Annotated in this window: 21 protein-coding genes; 12 read left to right on the top strand and 9 right to left on the bottom strand. The window is 61.7% G+C overall.

Annotated elements, in window-relative coordinates; genetic code table 11:
• The first annotated feature begins 3 nt into the window (after nucleotides 1-3).
• A complete protein-coding gene (locus ACQR3T_RS25280) occupies nucleotides 4-600 on the top strand; it encodes a HEPN domain-containing protein (protein ID WP_428695317.1) in 597 nt (198 codons plus the stop codon).
• A gap of 468 nt (nucleotides 601-1,068) precedes the next feature.
• Here the strand turns inward: ACQR3T_RS25280 and ACQR3T_RS25275 are convergent, their stop codons facing one another.
• Nucleotides 1,069-2,094, bottom strand: coding sequence for a DNA cytosine methyltransferase (locus ACQR3T_RS25275; RefSeq protein ID WP_428695316.1), 1,026 nt, complete (start codon nucleotides 2,092-2,094; stop codon nucleotides 1,069-1,071).
• Nucleotides 2,084-3,919, bottom strand: coding sequence for an ATP-dependent nuclease (locus ACQR3T_RS25270; protein WP_428695315.1), 1,836 nt, complete (start codon nucleotides 3,917-3,919; stop codon nucleotides 2,084-2,086). Before ACQR3T_RS25270 ends, ACQR3T_RS25275 begins: the two co-directional genes overlap by 11 nt.
• 823 nt (nucleotides 3,920-4,742) lie before the next feature.
• Between ACQR3T_RS25270 and ACQR3T_RS25265 the strand changes: the two genes are divergently transcribed.
• Nucleotides 4,743-5,516, top strand: coding sequence for a hypothetical protein (locus tag ACQR3T_RS25265; protein WP_428695314.1), 774 nt, complete (start codon nucleotides 4,743-4,745; stop codon nucleotides 5,514-5,516).
• A 56-nt stretch (nucleotides 5,517-5,572) separates the two neighbouring features.
• Here the strand turns inward: ACQR3T_RS25265 and ACQR3T_RS25260 are convergent, their stop codons facing one another.
• On the bottom strand, nucleotides 5,573-6,004 hold the full coding sequence (locus ACQR3T_RS25260) for a GNAT family N-acetyltransferase (protein ID WP_428695313.1): 432 nt from the start codon (nucleotides 6,002-6,004) through the stop codon (nucleotides 5,573-5,575).
• A gap of 39 nt (nucleotides 6,005-6,043) precedes the next feature.
• Complete coding sequence (locus ACQR3T_RS25255; protein ID WP_428695312.1) at nucleotides 6,044-6,640, bottom strand: TetR/AcrR family transcriptional regulator; 597 nt, start codon at nucleotides 6,638-6,640, stop codon at nucleotides 6,044-6,046.
• 159 nt (nucleotides 6,641-6,799) lie between these two features.
• Between ACQR3T_RS25255 and ACQR3T_RS25250 the strand changes: the two genes are divergently transcribed.
• The 3 genes from ACQR3T_RS25250 (at nucleotide 6,800) to ACQR3T_RS25240 (ending at nucleotide 9,609) form a co-directional block, all read left to right on the top strand.
• Nucleotides 6,800-7,903 (top strand): serine hydrolase, encoded by a 1,104-nt coding sequence (locus ACQR3T_RS25250; protein WP_428695311.1) that lies wholly within the window; start codon nucleotides 6,800-6,802, stop codon nucleotides 7,901-7,903.
• Nucleotides 7,900-8,373, top strand: coding sequence for an ArsR/SmtB family transcription factor (locus tag ACQR3T_RS25245; RefSeq protein WP_428695310.1), 474 nt, complete (start codon nucleotides 7,900-7,902; stop codon nucleotides 8,371-8,373). The genes ACQR3T_RS25250 and ACQR3T_RS25245 overlap by 4 nt, the downstream gene beginning before the upstream one ends.
• A gap of 84 nt (nucleotides 8,374-8,457) precedes the next feature.
• On the top strand, nucleotides 8,458-9,609 hold the full coding sequence (locus ACQR3T_RS25240) for a DUF3089 domain-containing protein (RefSeq protein ID WP_428695309.1): 1,152 nt from the start codon (nucleotides 8,458-8,460) through the stop codon (nucleotides 9,607-9,609).
• Between the two features lie 13 nt (nucleotides 9,610-9,622).
• Here ACQR3T_RS25240 and ACQR3T_RS25235 read toward each other — a convergent pair whose 3' ends face one another.
• Nucleotides 9,623-10,150, bottom strand: a complete 528-nt coding sequence (locus tag ACQR3T_RS25235; RefSeq protein WP_052070867.1) for a hypothetical protein — start codon at nucleotides 10,148-10,150, stop codon at nucleotides 9,623-9,625.
• A 263-nt stretch (nucleotides 10,151-10,413) separates the two neighbouring features.
• On the opposite strand from ACQR3T_RS25235, the gene ACQR3T_RS25230 reads away from it, so the two are divergent.
• The 3 genes from ACQR3T_RS25230 to ACQR3T_RS25220 all read left to right on the top strand — a co-directional run bounded on the left by ACQR3T_RS25230 (nucleotide 10,414) and on the right by ACQR3T_RS25220 (nucleotide 12,373).
• Nucleotides 10,414-11,091, top strand: a complete 678-nt coding sequence (locus tag ACQR3T_RS25230) for a hypothetical protein (protein WP_428695308.1) — start codon at nucleotides 10,414-10,416, stop codon at nucleotides 11,089-11,091.
• A 14-nt stretch (nucleotides 11,092-11,105) separates the two neighbouring features.
• Nucleotides 11,106-11,741: a DUF6636 domain-containing protein gene (locus ACQR3T_RS25225; protein WP_428695307.1), complete on the top strand. Its 636-nt coding sequence runs from the start codon at nucleotides 11,106-11,108 to the stop codon at nucleotides 11,739-11,741.
• Between the two features lie 95 nt (nucleotides 11,742-11,836).
• Nucleotides 11,837-12,373 carry a DUF6636 domain-containing protein gene (locus ACQR3T_RS25220; RefSeq protein WP_428695306.1) on the top strand — a complete coding sequence of 179 codons (537 nt, stop codon included), beginning with the start codon at nucleotides 11,837-11,839 and terminating at the stop codon, nucleotides 12,371-12,373.
• On the opposite strand, the gene ACQR3T_RS25215 is transcribed toward ACQR3T_RS25220, so the two are convergent.
• Nucleotides 12,374-14,299, bottom strand: coding sequence for a flavin-containing monooxygenase (locus tag ACQR3T_RS25215; protein WP_428695305.1), 1,926 nt, complete (start codon nucleotides 14,297-14,299; stop codon nucleotides 12,374-12,376).
• Nucleotides 14,300-14,475: 176 nt separating this feature from the next.
• Between ACQR3T_RS25215 and ACQR3T_RS25210 the strand changes: the two genes are divergently transcribed.
• The 4 genes from ACQR3T_RS25210 to ACQR3T_RS25195 are packed head-to-tail and all read left to right on the top strand — an operon-like array spanning nucleotide 14,476 to nucleotide 18,469.
• Nucleotides 14,476-15,138 (top strand): nitroreductase family protein, encoded by a 663-nt coding sequence (locus ACQR3T_RS25210; protein ID WP_032375276.1) that lies wholly within the window; start codon nucleotides 14,476-14,478, stop codon nucleotides 15,136-15,138.
• A gap of 25 nt (nucleotides 15,139-15,163) precedes the next feature.
• The gene (locus ACQR3T_RS25205; RefSeq protein WP_428695304.1) at nucleotides 15,164-16,726 is read left to right on the top strand and encodes a class I adenylate-forming enzyme family protein; all 1,563 of its coding nucleotides are present in this window, start codon (nucleotides 15,164-15,166) and stop codon (nucleotides 16,724-16,726) included.
• Nucleotides 16,723-17,349 carry a TetR/AcrR family transcriptional regulator gene (locus tag ACQR3T_RS25200; RefSeq protein ID WP_032379759.1) on the top strand — a complete coding sequence of 209 codons (627 nt, stop codon included), beginning with the start codon at nucleotides 16,723-16,725 and terminating at the stop codon, nucleotides 17,347-17,349. Before ACQR3T_RS25205 ends, ACQR3T_RS25200 begins: the two co-directional genes overlap by 4 nt.
• Complete coding sequence (locus tag ACQR3T_RS25195; protein WP_032379760.1) at nucleotides 17,339-18,469, top strand: EstA family serine hydrolase; 1,131 nt, start codon at nucleotides 17,339-17,341, stop codon at nucleotides 18,467-18,469. Before ACQR3T_RS25200 ends, ACQR3T_RS25195 begins: the two co-directional genes overlap by 11 nt.
• Before the next feature lie 93 nt (nucleotides 18,470-18,562).
• Here the strand turns inward: ACQR3T_RS25195 and ACQR3T_RS25190 are convergent, their stop codons facing one another.
• The 3 genes from ACQR3T_RS25190 to ACQR3T_RS25180 are packed head-to-tail and all read right to left on the bottom strand — an operon-like array spanning nucleotide 18,563 to nucleotide 21,489.
• A complete protein-coding gene (locus tag ACQR3T_RS25190; protein WP_428695303.1) occupies nucleotides 18,563-19,666 on the bottom strand; it encodes an LLM class flavin-dependent oxidoreductase in 1,104 nt (367 codons plus the stop codon).
• Between the two features lie 28 nt (nucleotides 19,667-19,694).
• Nucleotides 19,695-20,741, bottom strand: coding sequence for an ABC transporter substrate-binding protein (locus tag ACQR3T_RS25185; protein WP_428695302.1), 1,047 nt, complete (start codon nucleotides 20,739-20,741; stop codon nucleotides 19,695-19,697).
• 28 nt (nucleotides 20,742-20,769) lie between these two features.
• A complete protein-coding gene (locus ACQR3T_RS25180) occupies nucleotides 20,770-21,489 on the bottom strand; it encodes an ABC transporter ATP-binding protein (protein WP_428695301.1) in 720 nt (239 codons plus the stop codon).
• Nucleotide 21,490: the final 1 nt, after the last annotated feature.

Genomic DNA, 21,490 nt, shown 5'->3' with positions numbered 1-21,490 from the left:
GTCATGACGTCGCCCGGTTTAGTTTCCCTCAAGGATTCACTGCAAAAGCTGCGGGAGGCTCTCATAGCCGAACGGGATGAATCTCTAAGCTATAGCCGTGCAGACCACGACCGAGCGCTCGGTTTTCGGGTTCTGGCCAGTGCCCACCTCGAGGACTACGCGGAAAGACGGTGTTTAGAAGCTGTTGAATCAGCTAGAGCCAAGCTTGTGCGAGGTCAAATCTCGCGAACTGCAAAATGTCTTCTTATTTGGAACTCAGTTCGGAGCGAAACGCAGCCGATTCCATTGGAATTAGCTGACTTTTCTTCGGACATGGAATCCGCTGTGAAGTCTTATGAGAAGCTAATCAAACGCATGCACGGGATAAGTGGGCGAAACTTTAAGGCAATACTCATGCCACTGGGTCTTCGTGATCCAGATTTTGATAGTCAGCTTTTTGACAAACTTGATGAACTGGCGCAGAAAAGAGGTGCGGCTGCGCATGTCCGAGTTAATAGAGCGAAAACTATGACAGAGCCAGCTCAAGAGTGGCAAATTTTTGACGATCTACTGCCCCTGCTAGAGGAGCTTGACATGCAGATCGCAAATGCATCATCGTAAATGTCCACCGACAAGATCGAAACGGTTTTCGAGAATTATCGACAGCAACTCAAGTCGTCCATGTTCTGAGTGCAAGCTTCAACTATCTACCGTTGTGGACGATCATGTTGACTTGCCTTTAGCAGCGGACTTCAACTGATATAAGCACCCAAAACGCCTCCGCATCACACCGATCTAGGCGGTCAGACTTACCCCTCACCGAAATCCAAGAATTCAGATAGCCTACTTTTTACTTCACAAATCTGCCCCGGTCACTGACGCCGAACGCACATCGCTCGTACGCTCGTACGCTCGTACGCTCGTACGCTCGTACGCTCGTACCCGTGAATAACATATCGAGATAATACATATGGCACGAACGCCGGGATCTCCTCGGTAGGCTCTGCTACTGTGAAATACAAGCGTCTGCGTCCTAGAACGACGTAATTCAGCAGCATCGAAATTTACAGCTCTAGGGTCGACCGGCTATCAGGTACCTTCGATTAGCGCTTCAGCGATCCTTTGCGCCATTAACGGAGGAACCGCATTCCCAACCTGCTTTGCTCTAGACGTTAAGGTTCCAGCAAACTTGAAGGATCTCGGGAAAGTCTGCAGGCTGGCTGCCTCCCTCAAACTGATAGCTCGATCTTGCTCGGGATGACCGAAGCGCCCATTCGAGTAGGAGATACATCTGGTGGTAAGACCGGACGCGGGGCGATCCCACCACATTCGGCCGTATGCATCTGTGTGGCCTTTATGGTCGCGATGGCATTCCGCGATGAGCTCACTGCTCCAATCGCGTCGATCACCACCCTCTGGTGTGGCTCGAATTCTCTGCAAGTTAATTTCGGCTAGCTTCATTGCTGCATGGTCCGGATCTTTAGGGTCAACCGCACCGTCCTTCAGAATGGGAAAGCGCTCGATGGTTTGCCGCACCGTCTTAGCTTTCCTTCGCGTCGAGACGTGAGTTGGAACCGGCATGTGCGCTGCACCAATTCTTGAAGCTACGATAACCAGTCTTTTGCGCTCTTGTGGAACGCCGTATTCCAGTGCCCGCAGAACTGAAAAATGGGTATCATACCCGGCGGAAGCCAATCTCTTAATAAATGAATTGAACGGGCCACCCAGCGCTGGATTCTGAATGCCTGGCACATTCTCCACCACTATCAATTCTGGGCGAAGTGCAAGCGCAACTTTGCCGAACTCAGCCAGCAGACTACGCCGCGGATCGCCGCCCTTCTGGTTCTTGTTTTGCCGGGAGAAGGGCTGGCAGGGAGCGCATCCGGAAAAGAGTACGGGACCGCTGGGCATCAGTTCGCGGATCTCATCGAGCTCGATGCCACGAATATCCGCCTCGATGAACGCAGATCGGGGAAAGTTCTGTCGGAATGTGGTCGCCGAATCTGCATCAAAGTCGATGCCGGCGGCAATGTTCAAACCGGCTTTTTCGAATCCATAGCTCGTCCCTCCGCAACCCGAAAAGAAGTCAATGACCGAGACATCATTAGCTCTCATGTGTGCCTCCGTTAACGAAAATCTCTACCCTACGAAGTATAGCCTGTAGCAGCACGTGGTGTACGGGCACTCTCGCTAGGGCCTGAAGTTGAAACGTGTAGATCTGCTCTCCAGTCACTTTTTCACGTTTCAGCTGTCCACATGCGTACTCCTCCCACAAACCCTTGATAACGCTCGACTCGGGCCCGTCGGGGTTAATCCCAGATCCAGTTTGCAATTCGTGGCGAAATTCCCAAAGCATTTGTTCGGGCGTATTACAAGAGAGAAAGTCTACGTTTGATGACCTCCAGGATAAGACTGTCCGGATAGATTCCCGTCTATTTTCAACTGACGAGATCTCACTGGCCCCGAATGGAAGCTTAACGTCCTCCTCATTCATGCAATGCTTCATCTCCGCTTCAAGCTCCACCGCTGGGATTTCATCGAGCGGCCTGGTCTGCTCGCAGTGCTGATCACCGTCGAGCATTAACAAGAGGTCAGTCCTATCGTCGTGAGCCCACATTGGAACGTAGTGGGCCCAAAGTGTGCTGGCACCGCCAGGAATAAATTTCACCTGTACGATATTCGCGACTGGATTTTGACTGATCGCTCTTTCCACAACCGCTTTGGCGAGCCTGTCTTCTACTACGATTGTTGGGTGTTCGAACTTCGCCCCCACCGCATCGAAAGCGACATGTGCGGAGGATGATTGCGATGGTAAGTCGACTTTACCGTCATCGTTCCGTACTGAAAAAACTTTGATTGCATTCGGTGGTAACGGCCGGATCATCTCAGGTGAGTGCGTGGCAAAAACCATCTGGTGCTTGTACCTTTTACTTGCTTCACAAAGAAACTGTATCAAAACTTCTTGTGCAGACGGATGCAACGAGACTTCTGGCTCGTCTAATAGAATCAAAGATCTCTCATCAGCACTTAGAACCGAATGTACGATCATGACTGCCGCAAACTCCCCGCTTCCAGCAAACGCTTCGGAGTACGTTAGTCCTGCTGTCTGCACGATAATGGTCCAACCACCCGCATTGCCAAAATATCGATGCTTAATTAGGCGAACTTTCTCATAAGATTTTCCTAAAATTTTGTTGACCCATTTCAGCTCATCCGCGGTCAATTCAAATATCGGCTTGATTATTCTTTCACGTGTATACCAAACATCAGTTTGCGCTTCAGTTTCAATAGCGTGAGCAAGCCTTTTAGCTCTCGCTCGGATCTTGTCCTTCCGTGACCTCAACACCTGGAGATCGGTTGCTGCACCGATCTTCTTCGACGGCTCAGAATGATGAAATGCCCAATCGAATGCAGACAGTTGAGACCGGAAGTCTAAATAGACCACCGGTTTAGCGATGGGGTTCCATCTCGTTGTCGATCCGTCGGGGAACGGCTGCTTTCCATGGGTGTAACGTTGCATGCTGTCGGGATCGGAAGTGAGGGGACGACTTGGCTCAAACAGATCGGGGTCGATCTCCCGTTTGGATCGCTGACTCTTCCGCCGACCGATCCTAGTCTTAATTACTTCCACTGTGCGCTTGGCGTAATAAGATTTTCGACCATATATAAAACGATGTCTTGCATCGGCGGGAATTTCGTCCATCGCAGTGCCGAACCAATAGTTCCCCATATCGTTCCCAGCGGGACTGCCCTGCAGTGCTCTGAGCATGGCGGTTTTGTTAGATCCATTCGGTCCCACCAGGGCAGTGACCGGATGCGAAAACTCGATCCTTAGATTCGTTGCCAGGTTCTTGAACACAGGGAATCGGATGTAAGAGAGCGCTGGTTCCAACATGCCGTTGGCCCAGAGCTGCGCGAGTGCCTGCTGATCTCTATCCATCGTCCCAATCCACCGTCTCTCGACTCTTTTCCGTGCCCTCGCGCGTGAATTCAGGCTGAATCCGCGGTTGACTCGATCGAACGCACAAACTCTATCCGACTTTAATCTAGCTGACGGGTGAGCTGGCTTTACCAGTTAAAACGCGGTACATCACCACGTCAACTGACGCAGCTAAACCAATATTCGGGTCATACGCGGCCGCTCGGAAGACAACAGAACCGACGGACGTGGACACGGTTGCTAGGACATACGGCCCTGACCCTCCTTCTCATGCATCGCTTCAGACTCGAACTCGCCAAGTACCGGCCCGCGGCGAGGCTTTCAATCGGTAGCTCCCGCCAGTCATCGCGAATTCGAATTGCCTCGGACAGACTGGACTTGCTGAGCCATTGCGTCCAATGAAGACGGTGATGCCCGGGGGCAGGATGCAGTTCGAGCCTTGCCTTCCGGCCGATCCCCCGAACGCCTGCACCGTCGATGGGCTTCAGGAACGCAGCGACGGGCTCTGCGACCGACCTGTCAGCCCATGACTCGGGGACATTGGACGTCGAGATGCCGTCGAGCACTTCCTGTAGTGCCGTCGGCTCTTCGAGGGCGGGCAACACGCAGTACTTCACGTCGCCGGACAAGCCATCGTCCACGTCGATGGCTTCATCACCACGTCGACGAGTAGCCTGTCGACAGCATTGTCGGCAATGGTCACCGGCACTCCCCTGTTCGTGCTGATGGTTAATCAGACCCCACAGTTCCATATGGGACCGACAGTTCGCAGGGACATCGCCAACGCCGCCAGTGTGTCGGTACCCGATGCTTCGATGGCGGTATGTCACGACTCGACGAGGGGTTCCCGCCGCCAGAAGCCTGTGTGCAGTGGTGCCAGCACCGCAGCTACGACCTGCATGTCCTCGACGACGGCGTGGAGGTAGATCTGGATTGGTGGAACGGCCACCTCGACCGTGCAGGCCACGATCTTCGGCTGCGGGGCCGCAACCTCGACGGAGAAATAGTCGAGTACGGCGGTGCCACCGTGCAGCGCAACGATCTTCGGCATGGCACCGATCTGGCCACGGGCGAACATGATTCGCTCGGACTGCTGTTTCTCTGCGCGGCGTGGCAGGGCAGCCATCGGCACCGCCGAGCCATGAGGCGATTCCCCGACGTCATGAACCCGCACCTGAGCCGTCCGGACGAGAACCCCGTCGCCAAGACTCTGGCAGTGCTCGACAGTTGCGTCCGCAACCGCGTAGTGCCCGACCATCCGAACTCCACCTGGTCCGGCTGGCCCGACGCACCGGGCGTCGGAATGTCCCTCATGGCCACGTTCCTGTGGGCCGTGAAGGCGTCGGTCTACGGCGGGCCGGCGCAGCTGATCGACCAATACGGAGTGTCGACCCTGATCCACGAAGGTTGGCTCGAAGACCCGTCCGTCACCGGATTCACTCGTCGTCGCTACGACCGTTACGTCGAACTCATCACCGCTTGGTCCACCGACATCGGTACCAGCCCCGAGCTCGTCGAAATGTGGCTCGTGCAGCGCTGGAGCGCGCGATTGAACGAAGCACGGAACGGTCGCTACACCGCACCCACGTTGTTCTGAACCGCTCGACATACCATTGCGGCTCAACGGCATTGGTCAGGACAGAAGAGGGTTGGTCATCCGCTCGTCACCATGCGCACCTGCGGGATTCCAGCGTCCAGGTAGTTCTCCCCCACACGAACGAATCCGAAGCGTCCGTACCACTCTTCGAGGTGCGCCTGCGCGGAGAGTTCGACCACCCCGGGATATGCCTCCTGTGCCGCCTTTACGAGTTCTCCCGCATAGCCCCGACCCCGCGCACTGGCGGCAGTCGCGACTCGGCCGATATGAACGGTGTCGTCGACGAGAACTCGAATGGTCGCCAGCACCTCACCGTCGTCGTCCTGCATCCAGAACAACTCCGTCGTCGGAAGCAGGTCCGCACCATCGAGTTCGATGTCGTCGACGATGCCCTGCTCGTGCACGAATACCGCGACCCGAAGCGCCATGATGCGGTACAGGGTGTTCTGGTCCACGCGTGCCAGCGGGGCGTGATGGAGCGTAGGCATGGGGGTCCGTTCAGTCGAAGGTAGGGACAAGGTCACCGATCAATGCCGGGCACTGCGGTCGACCACGTTTGCGATCGTGCGCTGGGCCAGTCGTTTTTGCGTCGCCGGCGGATACGTCTCGGGATCGAGTACCGCCAGAACCACGATGCCTTCCACCGCGGTCGCGATTTGCAGGGCGCTCTCTGCGGCCTCGGTATCGGTGATGTGAGTGCCGAGGTCGGCAACGAGACCCGCTAGGCGAATGAGCCACTGACGCGTGTGGGTCACGTGCGGGTTTCGCAGCTCGGCGTCCGCGATCGCCGCCGCCGCGAAGCCCGTGAAGATTCGAGCTTCGACAATGCGCTCGTCGTTGAGCGGAAGCACTGAGCAGACAACGGCATACAGACGCTCCGCCGCGGACTGCGTGCCACCGGTACCGGCCTCGTCGGCCCGCGCTGCCGTGCGCTCGAACAGGGTCTGTCGCGCGTGTACCAACATCGCCGACCGGGAGCTGAAGCGGTGCATGATCAGACCGGTCGTGCAGCCCGCCCGAGTCGCGACCGCGCGCACCGTCGTCGCCTCGATTCCCACCTCCGCGATCGTGTCCCACACGGCCTGCGAAATGCGATGCCGCGGATCGTCCGCTTCGAGTGTCACTCGTTCCCACCTCCCCTCTCGCCGTAACACTTGTTACGGACGAGCGTAACAGGTGTTACGGCAAGCCATCTTCCGAACGCCGCAGGAAGGGGTTGCCCAGACGCACAATCCGTTTTACTGTTATTCCGTAATTACGGAATAACAACCAAGGAGCTCGAGATGCGACACCTCACCCTGGTTTCGGCAGCCTGCGCGACGGTCCTGTTGATGAGCGGATGCGCCTCCACCGCCTCGGACACCGCCGAGGCCGCCACTCCGACACCGGAGAACTGCGCACCCGTCACCTCGACCGACCTCGCCACCGAAGACGGGTGGATCGGACTGATCGATCAGGCACCCGACACCGTCGGCCTCGTCATCGACGACGGACGCGGCCGCACCGTCGAACACCGGGCCGATCAGGAGCAGGTCCTCGCATCCGCGATCAAGGTGGTGCATCTCGCCGCCTACGCCCAGGCCGTCGCGAATGGCAGCATCGACCCGAACGAGCAAGTGTCGCTCTCGGATTGGGAACGCTGGTACGTACCCAACACCGACGGCGGCGCGCATCCGAACGCCTTGAATCGCTTGGGAATCGCCAACACCGGCACCAACGCAACCGACCCCAATGCCACGGTCCGCATCGACGACATGGTTACGGCCATGATTCAGGAAAGCGACAACTCGGTCCCCGACTTCCTCCGATACCGACTCGGCGACCAAGCCATCATCGACGCGGCAGCAACTGGCGGGTGGGAGAACTTCGAGGTCCCGAGCCTGGTGGCCGACATACTGTCGGTATTCGACCCGGCACTCGCCGACGAAGACCGCTGGGAGACCGCGCAGAAGTGGGCCTTCGATCCGCAGTTCCGAGCCCGGGTCGACGCAGCCGCGCAACAACCGACCTACGAAGACCAGGCCACCCGAGTGGAGAGCAGCTTTCGCGGCGGGTCGGCCCAACAACTCAATGGACTGTATCGCGCCTTCACGGATGGAACCTTCGGTGCCGCGTCGGATACCATTCTGCGCCAATTGGAATGGCAGCCCGCGGGTGACGGCGTTCTCGGCGTGGGGTTCAAAGGCGGCAGCCTCGCAGGGGTGCTCACCCAGGGATTCGAGGTACGGCGCACCGATGGAACGGTCGCGACCGCAGTGTGGCTGATCGATGGTCTTTCTGCAGACAGATTCGAGCAAGCGTATGCGGACGCAGGCGTACAGCAGCAACTCATCCTCGAGGCCATGCTCTCGTCGGACGTACTCGACCGGATAGCCTGCGTGGTGTGAGTTCAACGTTCGAGTCGAGACTGGCAGAGCTGGAAGCTCGCGTCGCCGAGCTGGAACTACGCGACACTCCCGAGCAGGCCGATGCCGCCCCGTCGACGGGAGGGATGATCGCCTATCAAGGCGACGTGCGTCTGCACGGAACTGTCCGTTGGGACATCAGCTACTCTCCCGACGCCATCGTGGATCTGCCCATCTCCTCGATGTCGGAAGTGCTTGCTGCGCTAGGCCATCCGGTGCGGTTACAGATCGTGCGCATGCTGCTCCGCGGGCCAGCGAACGCGGCAGATCTGCACGCCGCGGTAGGAGTCGGCTCCTCCGGCCAGATCTACCACCACCTCAAGACGCTCAGCTCGGCGAACATCGTGGAGCAGCACGGCCGCGGCGACTACCGAATTGCCGCCAAACGGGCTGTGCCGCTTCTTGTTTCGATGCTCGCTGCCGCCGATATCGCCGGTGACCTGGGTACCTGACCGCTACTACCTGCGGTCGAGCGTAAAACGAGTCGTGCTAACTTTCTGACAGTGACGCCGGTCACCAGGAAACGGGGAGTTGTAGTGGGACGTCGCGCGACGGCAGTAATGGTGGGGTTGGTTCTGATGGCGGGCAGCGTGGTCGGCACCGGCACGGCGTCGGCGCAACCCGCGCCCGCCACGACGTGGCTGTGCAACCCGAACGTGGCCGACGACCCGTGCGACCTACCCGGCGACACCACAGACCTGGGCACCGGCGCGGTGACGCCCGGCCCCGTGGCCGTGTCGGAGTCCGACAAGCCCGTCGATTGCTTCTACCTCTACCCCACCGTCACCAACGACGTCGCCCTCAATGCCCCCGGGTACGCGACCCCCGAGGTGGCGTCCATCGCCAGCTTCCAGGCCGCTCGGTTCAACACTCAATGCCGAGTGTTTGCGCCGGTCTACCAGCAGACCCCGTTGCTCGGGCTGCCTCTGGCACTGGTGGGTGCGGCCGGACCGTCGATAGATCTGGCGTACTCCGATGTGCGCGCCGCCTGGGACAACTACATGGCCACCGAGAACAACGGCCGAGGCGTCATCCTCATCGGCCATTCACAAGGCACGTTCATGCTCCGCAAGCTGATGCGCGATACCTTCGATCAAGATGCAGCCCTACGACAGCAACTCGTCGGCGCTTTTCTCATGGGCGGGAATGTCGAAACGGCCCGCGGCAGCACCACTGGTGGCGACTTCACGTACATCCCTTTGTGCACCGAACAGGGCCAGTTCGGTTGCGTCGTAGCATATTCCACCAACACGCTACTGCCGCCGCTGTCGACGTTCGGCAATTCGTCGCTGGATCTGTGGTCTCAGCGGTGGGGATTGCCGAGCGGCCCGCAGTATCAGGTGGCGTGCACCGATCCGGTGGCACTCAGTGGAGACGATCGGCCCGTGGGCATCACCATCCCGAGCGCGCCCTTCGCTTTCGGCATCATTTCCATTCTGCTGCAGTACACGTCCGCGCCGGAGTCGATACCGACCTCGAACTCGACGTGGACCACCAGCCGCGGCCGAGTGGTCGGATCCTGCATCGACGCAGGCGGCTACAACCAATACCACCTGCAGTTCGTAGAACCTCAGCCGCTCAACGAGGTTCCGCTACTCGACTCACATCTGGTTGACATGAACGTGGGCCTCGATCGACTGGTCAGCATCTCCGGTCAGCAAACCACTGCATGGCAGTCGGCTCGCTGACCGTCGACACGAATCAGGGAACGAAAACTACGCCAGCACCGGGAAGAAGGGTGTCGAGGTAGGGAGAGCCCCACTCGGCACCGTACGAGTAGTCGCGGGAATGCGTCACCGTGACCACCACAGGCCCCGGACCGGTGTTCGCCACCACCTCCAGTGGAAGGTACTGCTTACTGAAGAAGTTGTCCGCCGGTGGCGTCGGATCGTCCTGCCAATGACGTAGGTCGGCGGCACCCGTCGCCCCTGTCGCCAGATTTCGCCAGCTCAGGTTCAGATACCGGTAGGGATACTGATCGGCGAACGGGGCAATGTTCGCAGCCGAGAAGGTGGCCACACCGGGCTCGTCGCCCACGGTGGCCTTCATCGGAATGGTCTGGAAGAAGCCGCCGGGGACGGCACCGGGAGCGATCTGGAAACCGGTCACGATGGGAACCTGGAGGTTCGTCACCTGAGGGGCGGCCGCTGCCGAACCCGCTCCGATCCCGAACGCCAGGGGCACAGTCAGGGCCGTGGCTACTACCGCTCGCCGCAATGACTTTCGCATACCTCATGCCTTTCGTCGATGTCGCGCAATGGGATTCCGAGTCGCTCCAGAATCGGCATCCATCACTTCAGGTTGAAGCTGAAACATCAACTGGCTGTTGAGTGTTTCTTCTCTTCACCCTCTCAGGCGAAATGTCCGATGTTCCCGTCGTATACCGATTCGTGACGGGGTCGTGACCCGAAGGACGTTAACAGACCATCTGACCCGTTCGATTTACCTGCCAAGAGGTGATGCACTCTGCAGCCACCGGTGAGGACGAACGAATGAGGCAAGTCCGCAACATCGTGGCCATGTGTGCCCTGGTCGCAGCTACCACCCTGACCCTTACGGCCTGCGGGTCAGATGCACCGACCAGCACGGATGCAGCGCCGGTCACCAGTGCCGCTCCCGCTCCGTCAGCGGGTGGCTCTCCCGATACGGGCGGCGGCACCGGGACGGACGGACCAGCGGAAGAGGCTCCCGAAGTCGTAACACCGTTACCGGCGGAGCCCGCCGATGAGGGGCCTGCCGCGGTGCCGCCTGCTCCCAACCGCGACGACGTGAACGTCGACGCACGCGACTTCGAACAGGCCGGTGGCCAGTACTTCTTCAAGTCCCCCAGTGGGAATGTGTTGTGCGCATTCAATTCGTCCAACGCTCCCGGAACGATCGTGGGCTGCCAGGTGCGCTACTCGGTACCGGGCAACACCGGGCGCGAGTGCGCGAATACGGCAAACAACACCTACGGGGTGAAGATCAACCAGGACGGGACCGTCGAACAGATCTGCACCAACCAGGGGATTTTCGTCGGCGATCCGAACAATGGCGACGTCCCGATACTCCAGTACGGCCAGGTCATCGGAGTGACAGGCAACTTCTGCCGGTCCACCGAAGCCGGCATTACCTGCTACGACGGCGACAGAGGCTTCATGATCTCCCGCGACGTCAACATCGCTTTCTGATGAAGGAGCTCCGAATGATCCGAAAAAGTGCTCTACTCGCGTCCACTGCTGCCCTCGCTTTCGCGCTGACCGCCTGCGGCGGCGAGGAGGCCCCCGCGGCTGCACCGACCCCCGCCTCCAACGCCGCATCGGCAATTCCTGCTCCACCGCAAGTGACCATTGCCAACCCCCCAGTCGACACCACGGACACCGCCACCGCACCGGAGACCGCCGATTCATCGCCGAACAGCGCGAACCCGGCGGACAACACTGCACCGATCACTCCCGTCGACCCGGCCCGCTACACCGCGTACGGCGACCAGGTCGGGTGGAAGTCCCCCTCGGGCAAGATCTATTGCAAGATCGGCGCTTTCGAATTCTCGTCCGGTTGCCAGTCGGGAGATGCTCCCGTACCGGACGGCGCGAATTGCGTCACCCCGTCGTTCACGATCGACCAGCTCAGTAAGGGCTTTTACATGTCGCCGGGGAAGGTGACACCGACCTGCTTCAACCAAGGCGAATTCGGCGTCGAGAACGCGCAGACGTTGGAATACAACACCTCCATCACGTTCAATGGGATGACGTGCTTCTCCCGCGTCGAAGCGATGATCTGCGACGCCGGCGGCGGGCACGGCTTCGTGTTGTCGATGCAGCAAGCGACATCCAACTGATGACGAGACACAGCAGGCGAATGGCCTTCGTCGCCATGATGTTTACCGGCATTCTCCTGACAGGATGCAGCAATTCGGACGAACCAACGGATGCAATGCCGTCGGTCATCCCCACCGTGGTCGCGGGTGTGTCGGCGACATCGACCGAGGCCGCGCCGCAAATGACGGTTGCGCCGCAACCGGGTGGAGTCCAGCCCGAGTCCGATTCTGCAACAACACCATCGGTCGACTCTGTGCCGATCACTCCCGTCGACCCGGCCCGATATGCCGCTATCAACAACGAGGTCGGGTGGAAGTCGCCGTCGGGCAACGTCTATTGCAAGCTCGGCTCCACCGCCTTCTCGTCCGGCTGCCAAGCGACCGACGCACCGGTGCCCGACGGCGCGGACTGCGACAAACCACCGTTCTCGGCCGACGAGATGAGCAAGGGCTTCTTCCTCGACCCGGGCAAGGTGACTCCGATGTGCTTCAACCAAGGCGCTTTCGGGGTCGAGAACGCGCAATCGCTGGACTACAACACGTCGATCTCGCACCTCGGCTACACCTGCTACTCCCGCGTCGACGCGATGGTCTGCGACGCGGGAAGCGGGCACGGCTTCGTGTTGTCGATGCAGCAGGCGACCTCCAACTGATCAGCCAGCCTCATCCCGTCGAGGTTCCATGACGAAGTCGTTCAGATCGGCCCGCCGAGTCATTTCCCAGTAGTCGACGATGCGCCACGGCAACGTCGAGACCACACGTCCGACGTCGTTGCGGTACCAGTTGTCCATGCCGCCGTGCGACCAGATCATCTTCGCGTGCGCCTCGTCGTGCTTGCGGACGTACTCCGTTTCGACATCGGCTTTGCACTCGATGGCTCCGATCCGTTTGTCCACCATGTCTATCAACACGTCGACGATGTAGCGGACCTGGCATTCGGCGATGGTGATGTAGCTCCCCCCGTGACCCAAGACCGTTCCCGGACCGCAGGTGATGAAGAAGTTCGGGAAGTCCGGGACGGTGATGCCGAGATACGCGTGCGCATCCTCCGGGCCCCAGATGTCGCGGATGGACTCACCCGATCGGCCCCGCACGTCGATCGGCGTCAGCAGCTTGTGGGTCTCGAAGCCCGTCGCGAGGATCACCACATCGACCTCGGTCTCCGAACCGTCACGTGCAACAACTGAATTCGAGGTGATAGATGCGACGGCGTCGGCGATGAGGGTTACGTTGTCGCGCTTGAGCGCGGCGTACCAGCCGTTGTCGAGCAACATCCGCTTGCCGAAGGGCGGGTAATCGGGCAGTGACTTCTCGATCAGATCCGGCCGGCCTTCGAGCTCGCGTTCGATATAACGGGTGAACACCCGGCGGTGGGCGTCATTCGCCGGGTTGATCGAGCGCTGCGGATGCTCCCACTCGGGATCGACCTGCAGCGAGCTGTGCACCCGATCGTTAAAGTTCCAGGCCAGCCGCGTCCGGTACCAAAGTCTGTACAAGGGAACGACATCCATCAGATAGTTGGCATCGTCGCCCATCTCGGTGAAATACACGTCGCTCGACGACACCCACTGCGGCGACCGCTGGAACACCGTCGCATGCCCCACCGTCGACGCAACGGCCGGCAGCACCTGCATGGCGCTTGCCCCGGTACCGACGATGGCGACCCGCTTGCCGGTCAGATCCAGATCGGCCGGCCAGTTCGCCGTGTGGAAGATCGGACCGTCGAACGACTCGAGCCCGGGTATGTGAGGCACCTTCGGCCGATTGAGCTGACCGGTAGCGGTGATCACCACGTCAGCGGTTAGCGTTTCGCCGTCGACCGTCGTGACGATCCAGCCCTGCCGCTGCGTGTCGTACTCTGCGGTCGCCACCTCGGTGTCGAAGCAAATGCGTTGCCGCAGATCGTGTTCGGACGCAACATCGCTGAGGTACTGCCACACCTCGTCGCGCTTGCCGAAGTGGGTGCTCCAGGCCCGCGGGGCGAAGGAGTAGGAGTAGAGGTGGCTCGGGGTGTCGACGCCGGCACCGGGATAGGTGTTCTCGAACCAGCCGCCGCCCACGTCGGCGTTCTTTTCGAGCACGGTGTGACTGATGCCCGCCTCGTGCAGCTTGATGGCGGCGAGCATCCCGGAGACGCCGGCACCGATCACGATGACGGACAGATCGTTCGGAGCCGCCACCGGAGTGTCCGAGGCAGTGAAGCCCATGTCCTCGGCGACCATGACGCCGAACTCGGGAGGAACCTGCTCACCGACAGCCACGCTGATCATCTCGACGAGGTGCTCCGAGTCGGGTGACGGCACCGCCATGGGCGTGCCCTCGTGGAACGCGCAGATCGCGTCGAGCGCCGCGGAACGGATGCGGTCGGCAACGGCGTCGTCGAATCCGCCGGTGTCGTTGTTGTCCATGCCCCGACTACGGGTGGGGCGATAGGGATCGGTGAGCCAGGTGCGATCGCCGGTCAACTGGTAGAGCACCGCCACCAGCGTGGGCAGGTTGGATGCGGTGAGAGCGCGCGAGAGCCGGTCTCGATCGATCCGGCCCACGGTCTCCGCTGCCGTTGCTGCGCCTGTGGACACCGGTACCTCCTACTGCTTCAACCAACTCCGACAGCTCAACTAACCACGGTTAGGTAATTTGCCGCAAGGGTTTCGCGATCTCAAGATTCACTGCACTTCAACCCTTGACAATGTGGCCCACGCCACACGATGCTTCATGGCACTACCTAACAGCGGACAGGCGAAGGGAAACACCCATGGAACTTACCGAGGCGATGCGCACCACCGGCACCTGCAGGCGGTACCTCAGCGATCCTGTTCCCGACGAGGTGTTCAAGGCCGCGTTCGACGTCGCCCGCTTCGGCCCGCAGGGTGGCAACCGTCAGCCCGTGCGGTGGATCGTCGTGCGTGACGCCGCCCGCAAGCAGGCGCTCGCCGATCTCTATCTCCCGATGTGGGACGCCTACTTCGCCGGCATCACCGGCGGAACCGTCGCCGTCGGGGCATTGCCCAAGACCGTGCAGGACGCTGACTACTTCGCCCGCCACCTTCACGAGGTGCCCGCCATCGTGGTGGTCTGCGCCGCGCTGGACGGACTGCACCCCACCGATCACGAACTCGGCCGACTCTCCGTCGTCGGCGGCGCATCCATCTACCCCACCGTGCAGAACCTGTGCCTGAGCCTGCGCGATCAGGGCGTCGCGACCGCGGTGACTACGTTGCTGTGCCACGAGGAACCGGCCATTCGCGAACTGCTCGGCATTCCGGACGACTACATCACCGCCGCGCACATCGCCGTCGGGTATCCGGAGAAGTCGTTCCCGCGCAAGCTCACCCGTGATCCGGTGGAGCAGATCGTTGCGGCAGAGACGTTCTCGCAGCCGATGTTCGACACCGCTGCCCTCTCCCCTGCCCTTTAACAGCTCGCACCTCGAGGAGTCCGCCGTGCCCGGTACTGCCATTCACCATCGCTCCCCCATCGGCCGCGCCACCATCGGCGATCAGCTTCGTCGCCATGCGCGGACTCAGCCGAACAAGGTTGCGTTCATCAGCTACGCGGCGGACGGCACCCGAGAGGTCACCACCTACGGCGAACTCGATTCTCGCGCAAACCAGTTCGCCAACCTGCTGGTCGATCTCGGGGTGACCGCGGGCGACCGCGTCGCATCGATGGCGCGAAACAGCGTCGACGTGGTGGTGGCGTACTACGGAACACTCAAGGCCGGAGCGGCCTTCACCGGCATCAACGTGATGTATCGCGCGGCCGAGGTGAAGCACCAACTCGAACACGCGGAACCGACTGTGGTGGTGGCCGATCCGGCCTACGCCGAGATCATCTCCTCGGTGAAGCCGGACACCACCACCCTGGTGACGTTCGGTACCGAATACGCCGCACTGACGGCGAACACTCCGTCCACCGAGCCGGACGTCGAGATGGACGAGAACGACGTCGCGATGGTCATCTACACCTCGGGAACCGAAGCGGCTCCCAAGGGCGTGATGATTCCGCACCGCAACTTCCTCATCTCCACAGCGCCCGCGTGGAGCTGGGGCCTGCGCACGGGACCGGAAGACACCTGGTTGTTCGTCATGCCCTTCCACACCATCGCCGGACTCGGCTCGATGACCACCCTCACGCTGATGGGCGCGACCCTGGTGCTGCCCGCGACGGTCGACCCGACCCAATCGCTGCGCATCATCGCCGCCGAGAAAATCTCCGTCATCGCACAGACGCCGACGTTCTACCTGGCCCTGGCCCGCGATGCGCAGTTCGGCCCGGAGGCCGTCAGCCAGGTGCGGCGCTGCCTCACCTACGGTGGCCAGGTGTCACCGCACACGATCAGCGCCTGGGCCGCCGCCGCACCCGAGGCCATCTGGGGCACCTACTGGGGACAGTCGGAACTCTCGCAGCTCGGCTCGGTCGGCTGGTTCTCCACCCTCGACGACATCCCCGACGGCGACGCGTCGTGGATCGGCAAGCCCGTCACCCACCTCGAGATCAAGGTCGTGGACCCCGCGGGCAACGAGAGCGAGATCGGTGAATTACTCTGCCGCACTCCGTCGGTGATGCTGGGCTACTTCAAAGATCCCGAGCGCACTGCCGAAGTGTTCCGAGACGGCTGGGTACACACCGGCGACATGGTGCGCATCGACGCCGACGGGAACCTGTTCTTCTACGATCGGATGAAGGACATGATCAAGTCGGGAGGGATGAACGTGTCGTCGCAGGAAGTGGAACGCACCATCCACACGCACCCGGATGTGCTGCGCGCCGCCGTCGTCGGGGTGCCCGACCCCTACTGGTCCGAGGCCGTGACCGCATTTGTCATCGCCCGCGACGGGGTGACGGCCGACCCGGCCGCGATCATCGAATACTGCCGCACCGAGTTGGCGTCGTACAAGGCTCCGAAGTCGGTACACATCGTGGCCGAACTGCCCGTCGACCCGCAGGGCAAGATCCTCAAGCGTGAACTGCGACTGCTGGCGGCGGTCGAGGAAACCGTATGACGCAGCCCGATGCTGTGACTCCACTCCCGCGGCAGCTACGTACCCGGCAACGCCGAGAAGACATCGTCGCCAACGCTGCGAATATCTTTGCGCGCGAGGGCTACTCGAATGTTGGTATGCGCGATATCGCCGACGCCGTCGGTATCAAGGGTGCCAGCCTTTACCACCACTTCCCGTCCAAGGAAGACATCCTCTTCGCGATCTGTCTGACGGTCACGCAGGAACCGGCCGAGGAGAACCTGCCGCTGCTCGACGCGGCCGGAACCCCCACCGAGCGCCTGTCGTCTCTGGTGCGCGCGCACCTGGTGCATCTGAACCGGCGACGGGTGGAGTACATCGTGGGCCTACACGAGCTGGCCTCGCTCACGTCCGAGCACCGCACTGTTGTCGAGGACTATCGCCGTCAGTACCAGCGACGCGTCCGCGACGTGATCACCGCCGGAATGCGCAGTGGTGAGTTCACCGTTCCGGATGCGCGGCTGGCGTCGTTCGCACTGACCGACATGCTCAACGGCATCAGCAACTGGTTCCACGACGGCGGCGAACTCAGCATCGAGGACGTCGCCGACAACTACGTCGAATTGGCCGTTCACCGCATTCTGGGGGCATCACATGACAATTGACGGTCACTGCGACCCCGAGTTCTCAGCGGTGCGTGACGCGCTCGCGGCCAACCTCGACAGCGGCGAGGAACTCGGCGCGTCCATCGTGGTCGACATCGACGGCCACACCGCCGTAGACCTGTGGGGCGGCTATCGCGACACAGAGCGCAGCCAGCCGTGGGAGTCGGACACGATCACCAACGTGTGGTCGACGACGAAGATGGTGACGTGCCTGGCAGCGTTGATGCTGATCGACCGTGGCGTGCTCGATCCCGACTCGCCGGTCGCGACGTACTGGCCGGAGTTCGCAGCCGCAGGCAAGGAGAACATCCTGGTGCGGCATCTGATGTCGCACACCTCGGGCGTCTCGGGCTGGGACCGGCCGTTCGGCGAAGAGGACCTCTACGACTGGGAACTAGCAACATCGCGTCTGGCCGGGCAGGCACCATGGTGGGATTCGCGCACGACGTCGGGCTATCACGCTGTCAGTCAGGGCCACCTGATCGGAGAAGTCGTCCGCCGCGTCACCGGAAAGTCGTTGCGGCAGTTCGTCGCCGATGAGATCGCCGGGCCACTCGGTGCCGACTTCCAGATCGGTGCCGTCGAGGCCGACTGGAATCGGATCGCCGACGTCGTACCACCACCCCCACCGACCGATGATGCCGTGCCCGACCCGACGATGGTGCGTCGCAAAACATTTCTCGGACCGTTGGTGCAGGCCTCGTCCGCGAACACCCCGGCGTGGCGCGGCGCGGACATGGGCGCAGTGAACGGGCATGCCAACGCACGATCGGTCGCCAGAATCCTGTCGGTCATCTCCCGAGGCGGCACCGTGGACGGCATACGACTGCTGAGCCCCGAGACCATCGACACGATCTTCGAGGAGCAGACCAACGGCGTCGATCTTGCGCTGGGCATTCCGTTGCGCTTCGGCCTGGGTTTCGCTCTGCCGCAACAGGAATCGATGCCCTACATCCCCGACGGCAAGATCTGCTTCTGGGGCGGCTGGGGTGGATCGCTGACCGTTCTCCACCCGGAATCGAAGCTGACCATCTCATACGTGATGAACCGAATGGGGCCCGGAATCATCGGCTCGGACCGGGCCGAGCGGTATGTGCGGGCGGTGTATGACGCCATCTGACGGCGGGCTGGATGATCGCGGGCCACTATCATCCATTTTTCACACGCTCTACTGGACAGATTTTGCAGATTCCGAAAGTCCAGCGGCGCTCACCTACCGCGCCGGAACGGTAATTCCTCGCGCGTCGAGGATTGGCCGCACTCCTTCGGCGAAGTAGTACGCCTCCTCCAGATGCGGGTAACCCGAGAGGATGAACTCGTCGAAACCGGCATCGTGGTACTCCCCGATCAGGTTCGCCACCTCCTCGTGCGAACCGACCAATGCGGTTCCCGCGCCGCCGCGAACGAGTCCGACTCCGGCCCATAGGTTCGGGTAGATCTCCAGAGAGTCCTTGCTGCCGCCGTGCAGTGCAGCCATTCGACGCTGTCCCTCGGACTGCGACGACGAGTGCAGCGCGTGTGCCGCAGACACCTGCTCCTCGGGAAGCTCGTCGAGGAGCTTCTGTGCGACGGCCCAGGCCTCTTCGGACGTGTCGCGGCTGATCGTGTGCAGGCGAATGCCATAGGTGAGCTTGCGGCCCTCGGCGTCCGCGAGCGCCTGCACCTTCTCGATCTTGGCGCGGGCGTCGGCCGGCGGCTCACCCCACGTCAGGTACGTCTGTACCCGCTTGGCCGCGACGGCCAGAGCAGGGTCGGAGGAACCGCCGAACCAGAACTCCGGCAATGGATCCGGCGCTTCGGACACCCTCGCATCGGCGACCTTGAAGAACTCACCCTCGTGGTCCACCGACGGCTCGGTCCAAATGCGCTGCACCAGTTCGAGGAACTCGTCGGTGCGGGCGTAGCGCCGATCGTGGTCGATCCAATCCCCGAAACGACGCTGCTCGACGTCGTCGCCACCGGTGACGATGTTGAACAACACCCGACCCTCCGAGAACCGCTGCAACGTCGCGGCCTGCTGCGCCGCCAACGTGGGCGGCGTGAGGCCGGGACGGAAGGCGACGAGAAACTTCAGCCGTCGGGTGCTCTGCAGTAGAGCTGCCGTGGTCAACCACGCGTCCTCGCACCATGTTCCGGTCGGAGTCAACACCCCCTCGTAGCCGAGGCGGTCCGCGGCCTGCGCAACCTCGGTGAGGTAACGCAGCGACGGACGACGAAACCCGGCCGGTTCACGGAGGTTGCCGGAGGCGTGAGACGCGCCGACGATGGAGCGGCCGTCGCCTGCGGTGGGAAGAAACCAGAAGATGCGTGCGGTCACGTGTGAACTCCTACGACGTGGTGGGTGATCAGTTGGTGGAGGCGGTCGCGCCGGCGATGGCGTCGTTGTAACGCGTGTCGACGAAGTCCGCGAACGTGTTGCCGCCAGGGATGCTTCCGCTTTCGACGAATGCATCGAAGAGTGCTTGCTCGGACTCGATCACTTTGTCGTCCAATGCAATTGCGGGTCGCTGGCTTCGTCCTTGCGCTAATTCACCGGCAGCCGGGTCGATCCCGACGGCCGCGGAGTACGCCGCAGCCCACTCGGCCGGATTGGCGTCCGCCCAGGCGGACGCCTTGGCCAGACGAACCACGAAGTCCTGCAGCGCAGTGTTCTTCGCGGGATCGTCCAGCGCCTGCTGCGACGCGATACCGAAGCCGTAGCCGTTGGCCACGCCCTCGGCGGTGGTCAGCGTCTTGGAGCCGTTCTGGACCTGCGCAATCGCGGTGAAGGGATCCCAGATCGCCCAGGCGTCGACCTGACCCGAGGTGAATGCCGTCAACGCATCGGCGGGCTGGAGGAAGACCAGCTGAACGTCGTCGGTGGTCAGTCCGGCCTTCTGCAACTGCAGCAGCACATGACCGTGCGCGGAACTTCCCTTGCCCACTGCGATCTTCTTGCCCCGCAGGTCTGCGAACGACGCGAGAGTCGAATCTGCCGGCACGAGAATCTGATCGCCACTCGCATCGTTGGTGTAGGCGGAGACGACCTTGATGCGTGCGTTGGCTGCCACGCCGAACACCGGAGGCGTGTTGCCCGTAACCGCGAAGTCGATCTGGCCGGCCGTTGCGGCCTCCACCTGAGGCGGGCCGGAGGTGAAGGTGGAGAACGCAACATCGTAGGGAGCCGAGTCGAGCTCACCCGACGCGCGAAGCAGAGCTTCGGTGCCACCCTTCTGGTCGCCGACGTCGAGGGTGACGGTGGCGAGCTGATCGTTCGAGACGAGTTCGGGGGCTTCGGTGGTCGCGGTATCGCTGCCACGAGAGACGCAACCGGTGAGGCCGGCGACGGTCATGGACAGGGCAGCGAGAACGCCTACGACGCGTAGGGAGCGGGGTCGAGCGTGTGACGACATGGGTGAAAAATCCTTCGTATCAGTGAAATCAGTGGACGCCGAGAGCACCGAGCAAGTGCGTGCGAATGCGGGAGAATCCGGCTGTTCCTCGGTCGCGGGGACGAGGCAGGTCGACGTGGACGGTCTCGGCCACGGCACCGCCGTCGAGCACCAACACCCTGTCCCCCAACGCAATCGCTTCGTCGACATCGTGGGTGACCAGCAGGATACCGAAGCCGTGCCGCCCCCACAGATCGAGCAGGAGTGACTGCATGGTCAGTCGCGTCAGTGCGTCGAGTGCGCCGAACGGTTCGTCGAGGAGGAGCAGTTCGGGCTCCCCCACCAACGCCCGTGCAAGTGCAGCGCGCTGAGCTTGCCCACCGGACAACGTGAGGGGCCACGCGTCACGCTTGTCGGCGAGACCTACTTCGTCCAGAGTCGCGTCCGCGGCAGTCAATGCGTCGTTGCCCGTGACGCCTGCGGTGTTCAGACCGTAGGACACATTCTGGCGGACCGACCGCCACGGAAACAGGCGTGGTTCCTGAAATGCCACCGCGGGATGTCCGGCCACATGCCGCTCCCCCGTATGGTCGGTCGACAGTCCGGCCAAGACACGCAGGATGGTCGACTTGCCGGAGCCGGATCGTCCGACCAGCGAGACGATTTCGCCGCGTTCGATGGACAGGTCGACGCCCTTCAACACGTGGCTGGATCCGTAGAACTTGTCGATGCCGTGCAGGGTGGCGACGGAGGTCGTCGTCGTGGTCATG

Origin of the sequence: Rhodococcus sp. IEGM1428, from assembly GCF_050321865.1 — a bacterium.
Classification (GTDB): domain Bacteria; phylum Actinomycetota; class Actinomycetes; order Mycobacteriales; family Mycobacteriaceae; genus Rhodococcoides.
The sequence above is the reverse complement of the archived record's forward strand: the minus strand, read 5'-3'. Positions and strand labels throughout refer to the sequence as shown.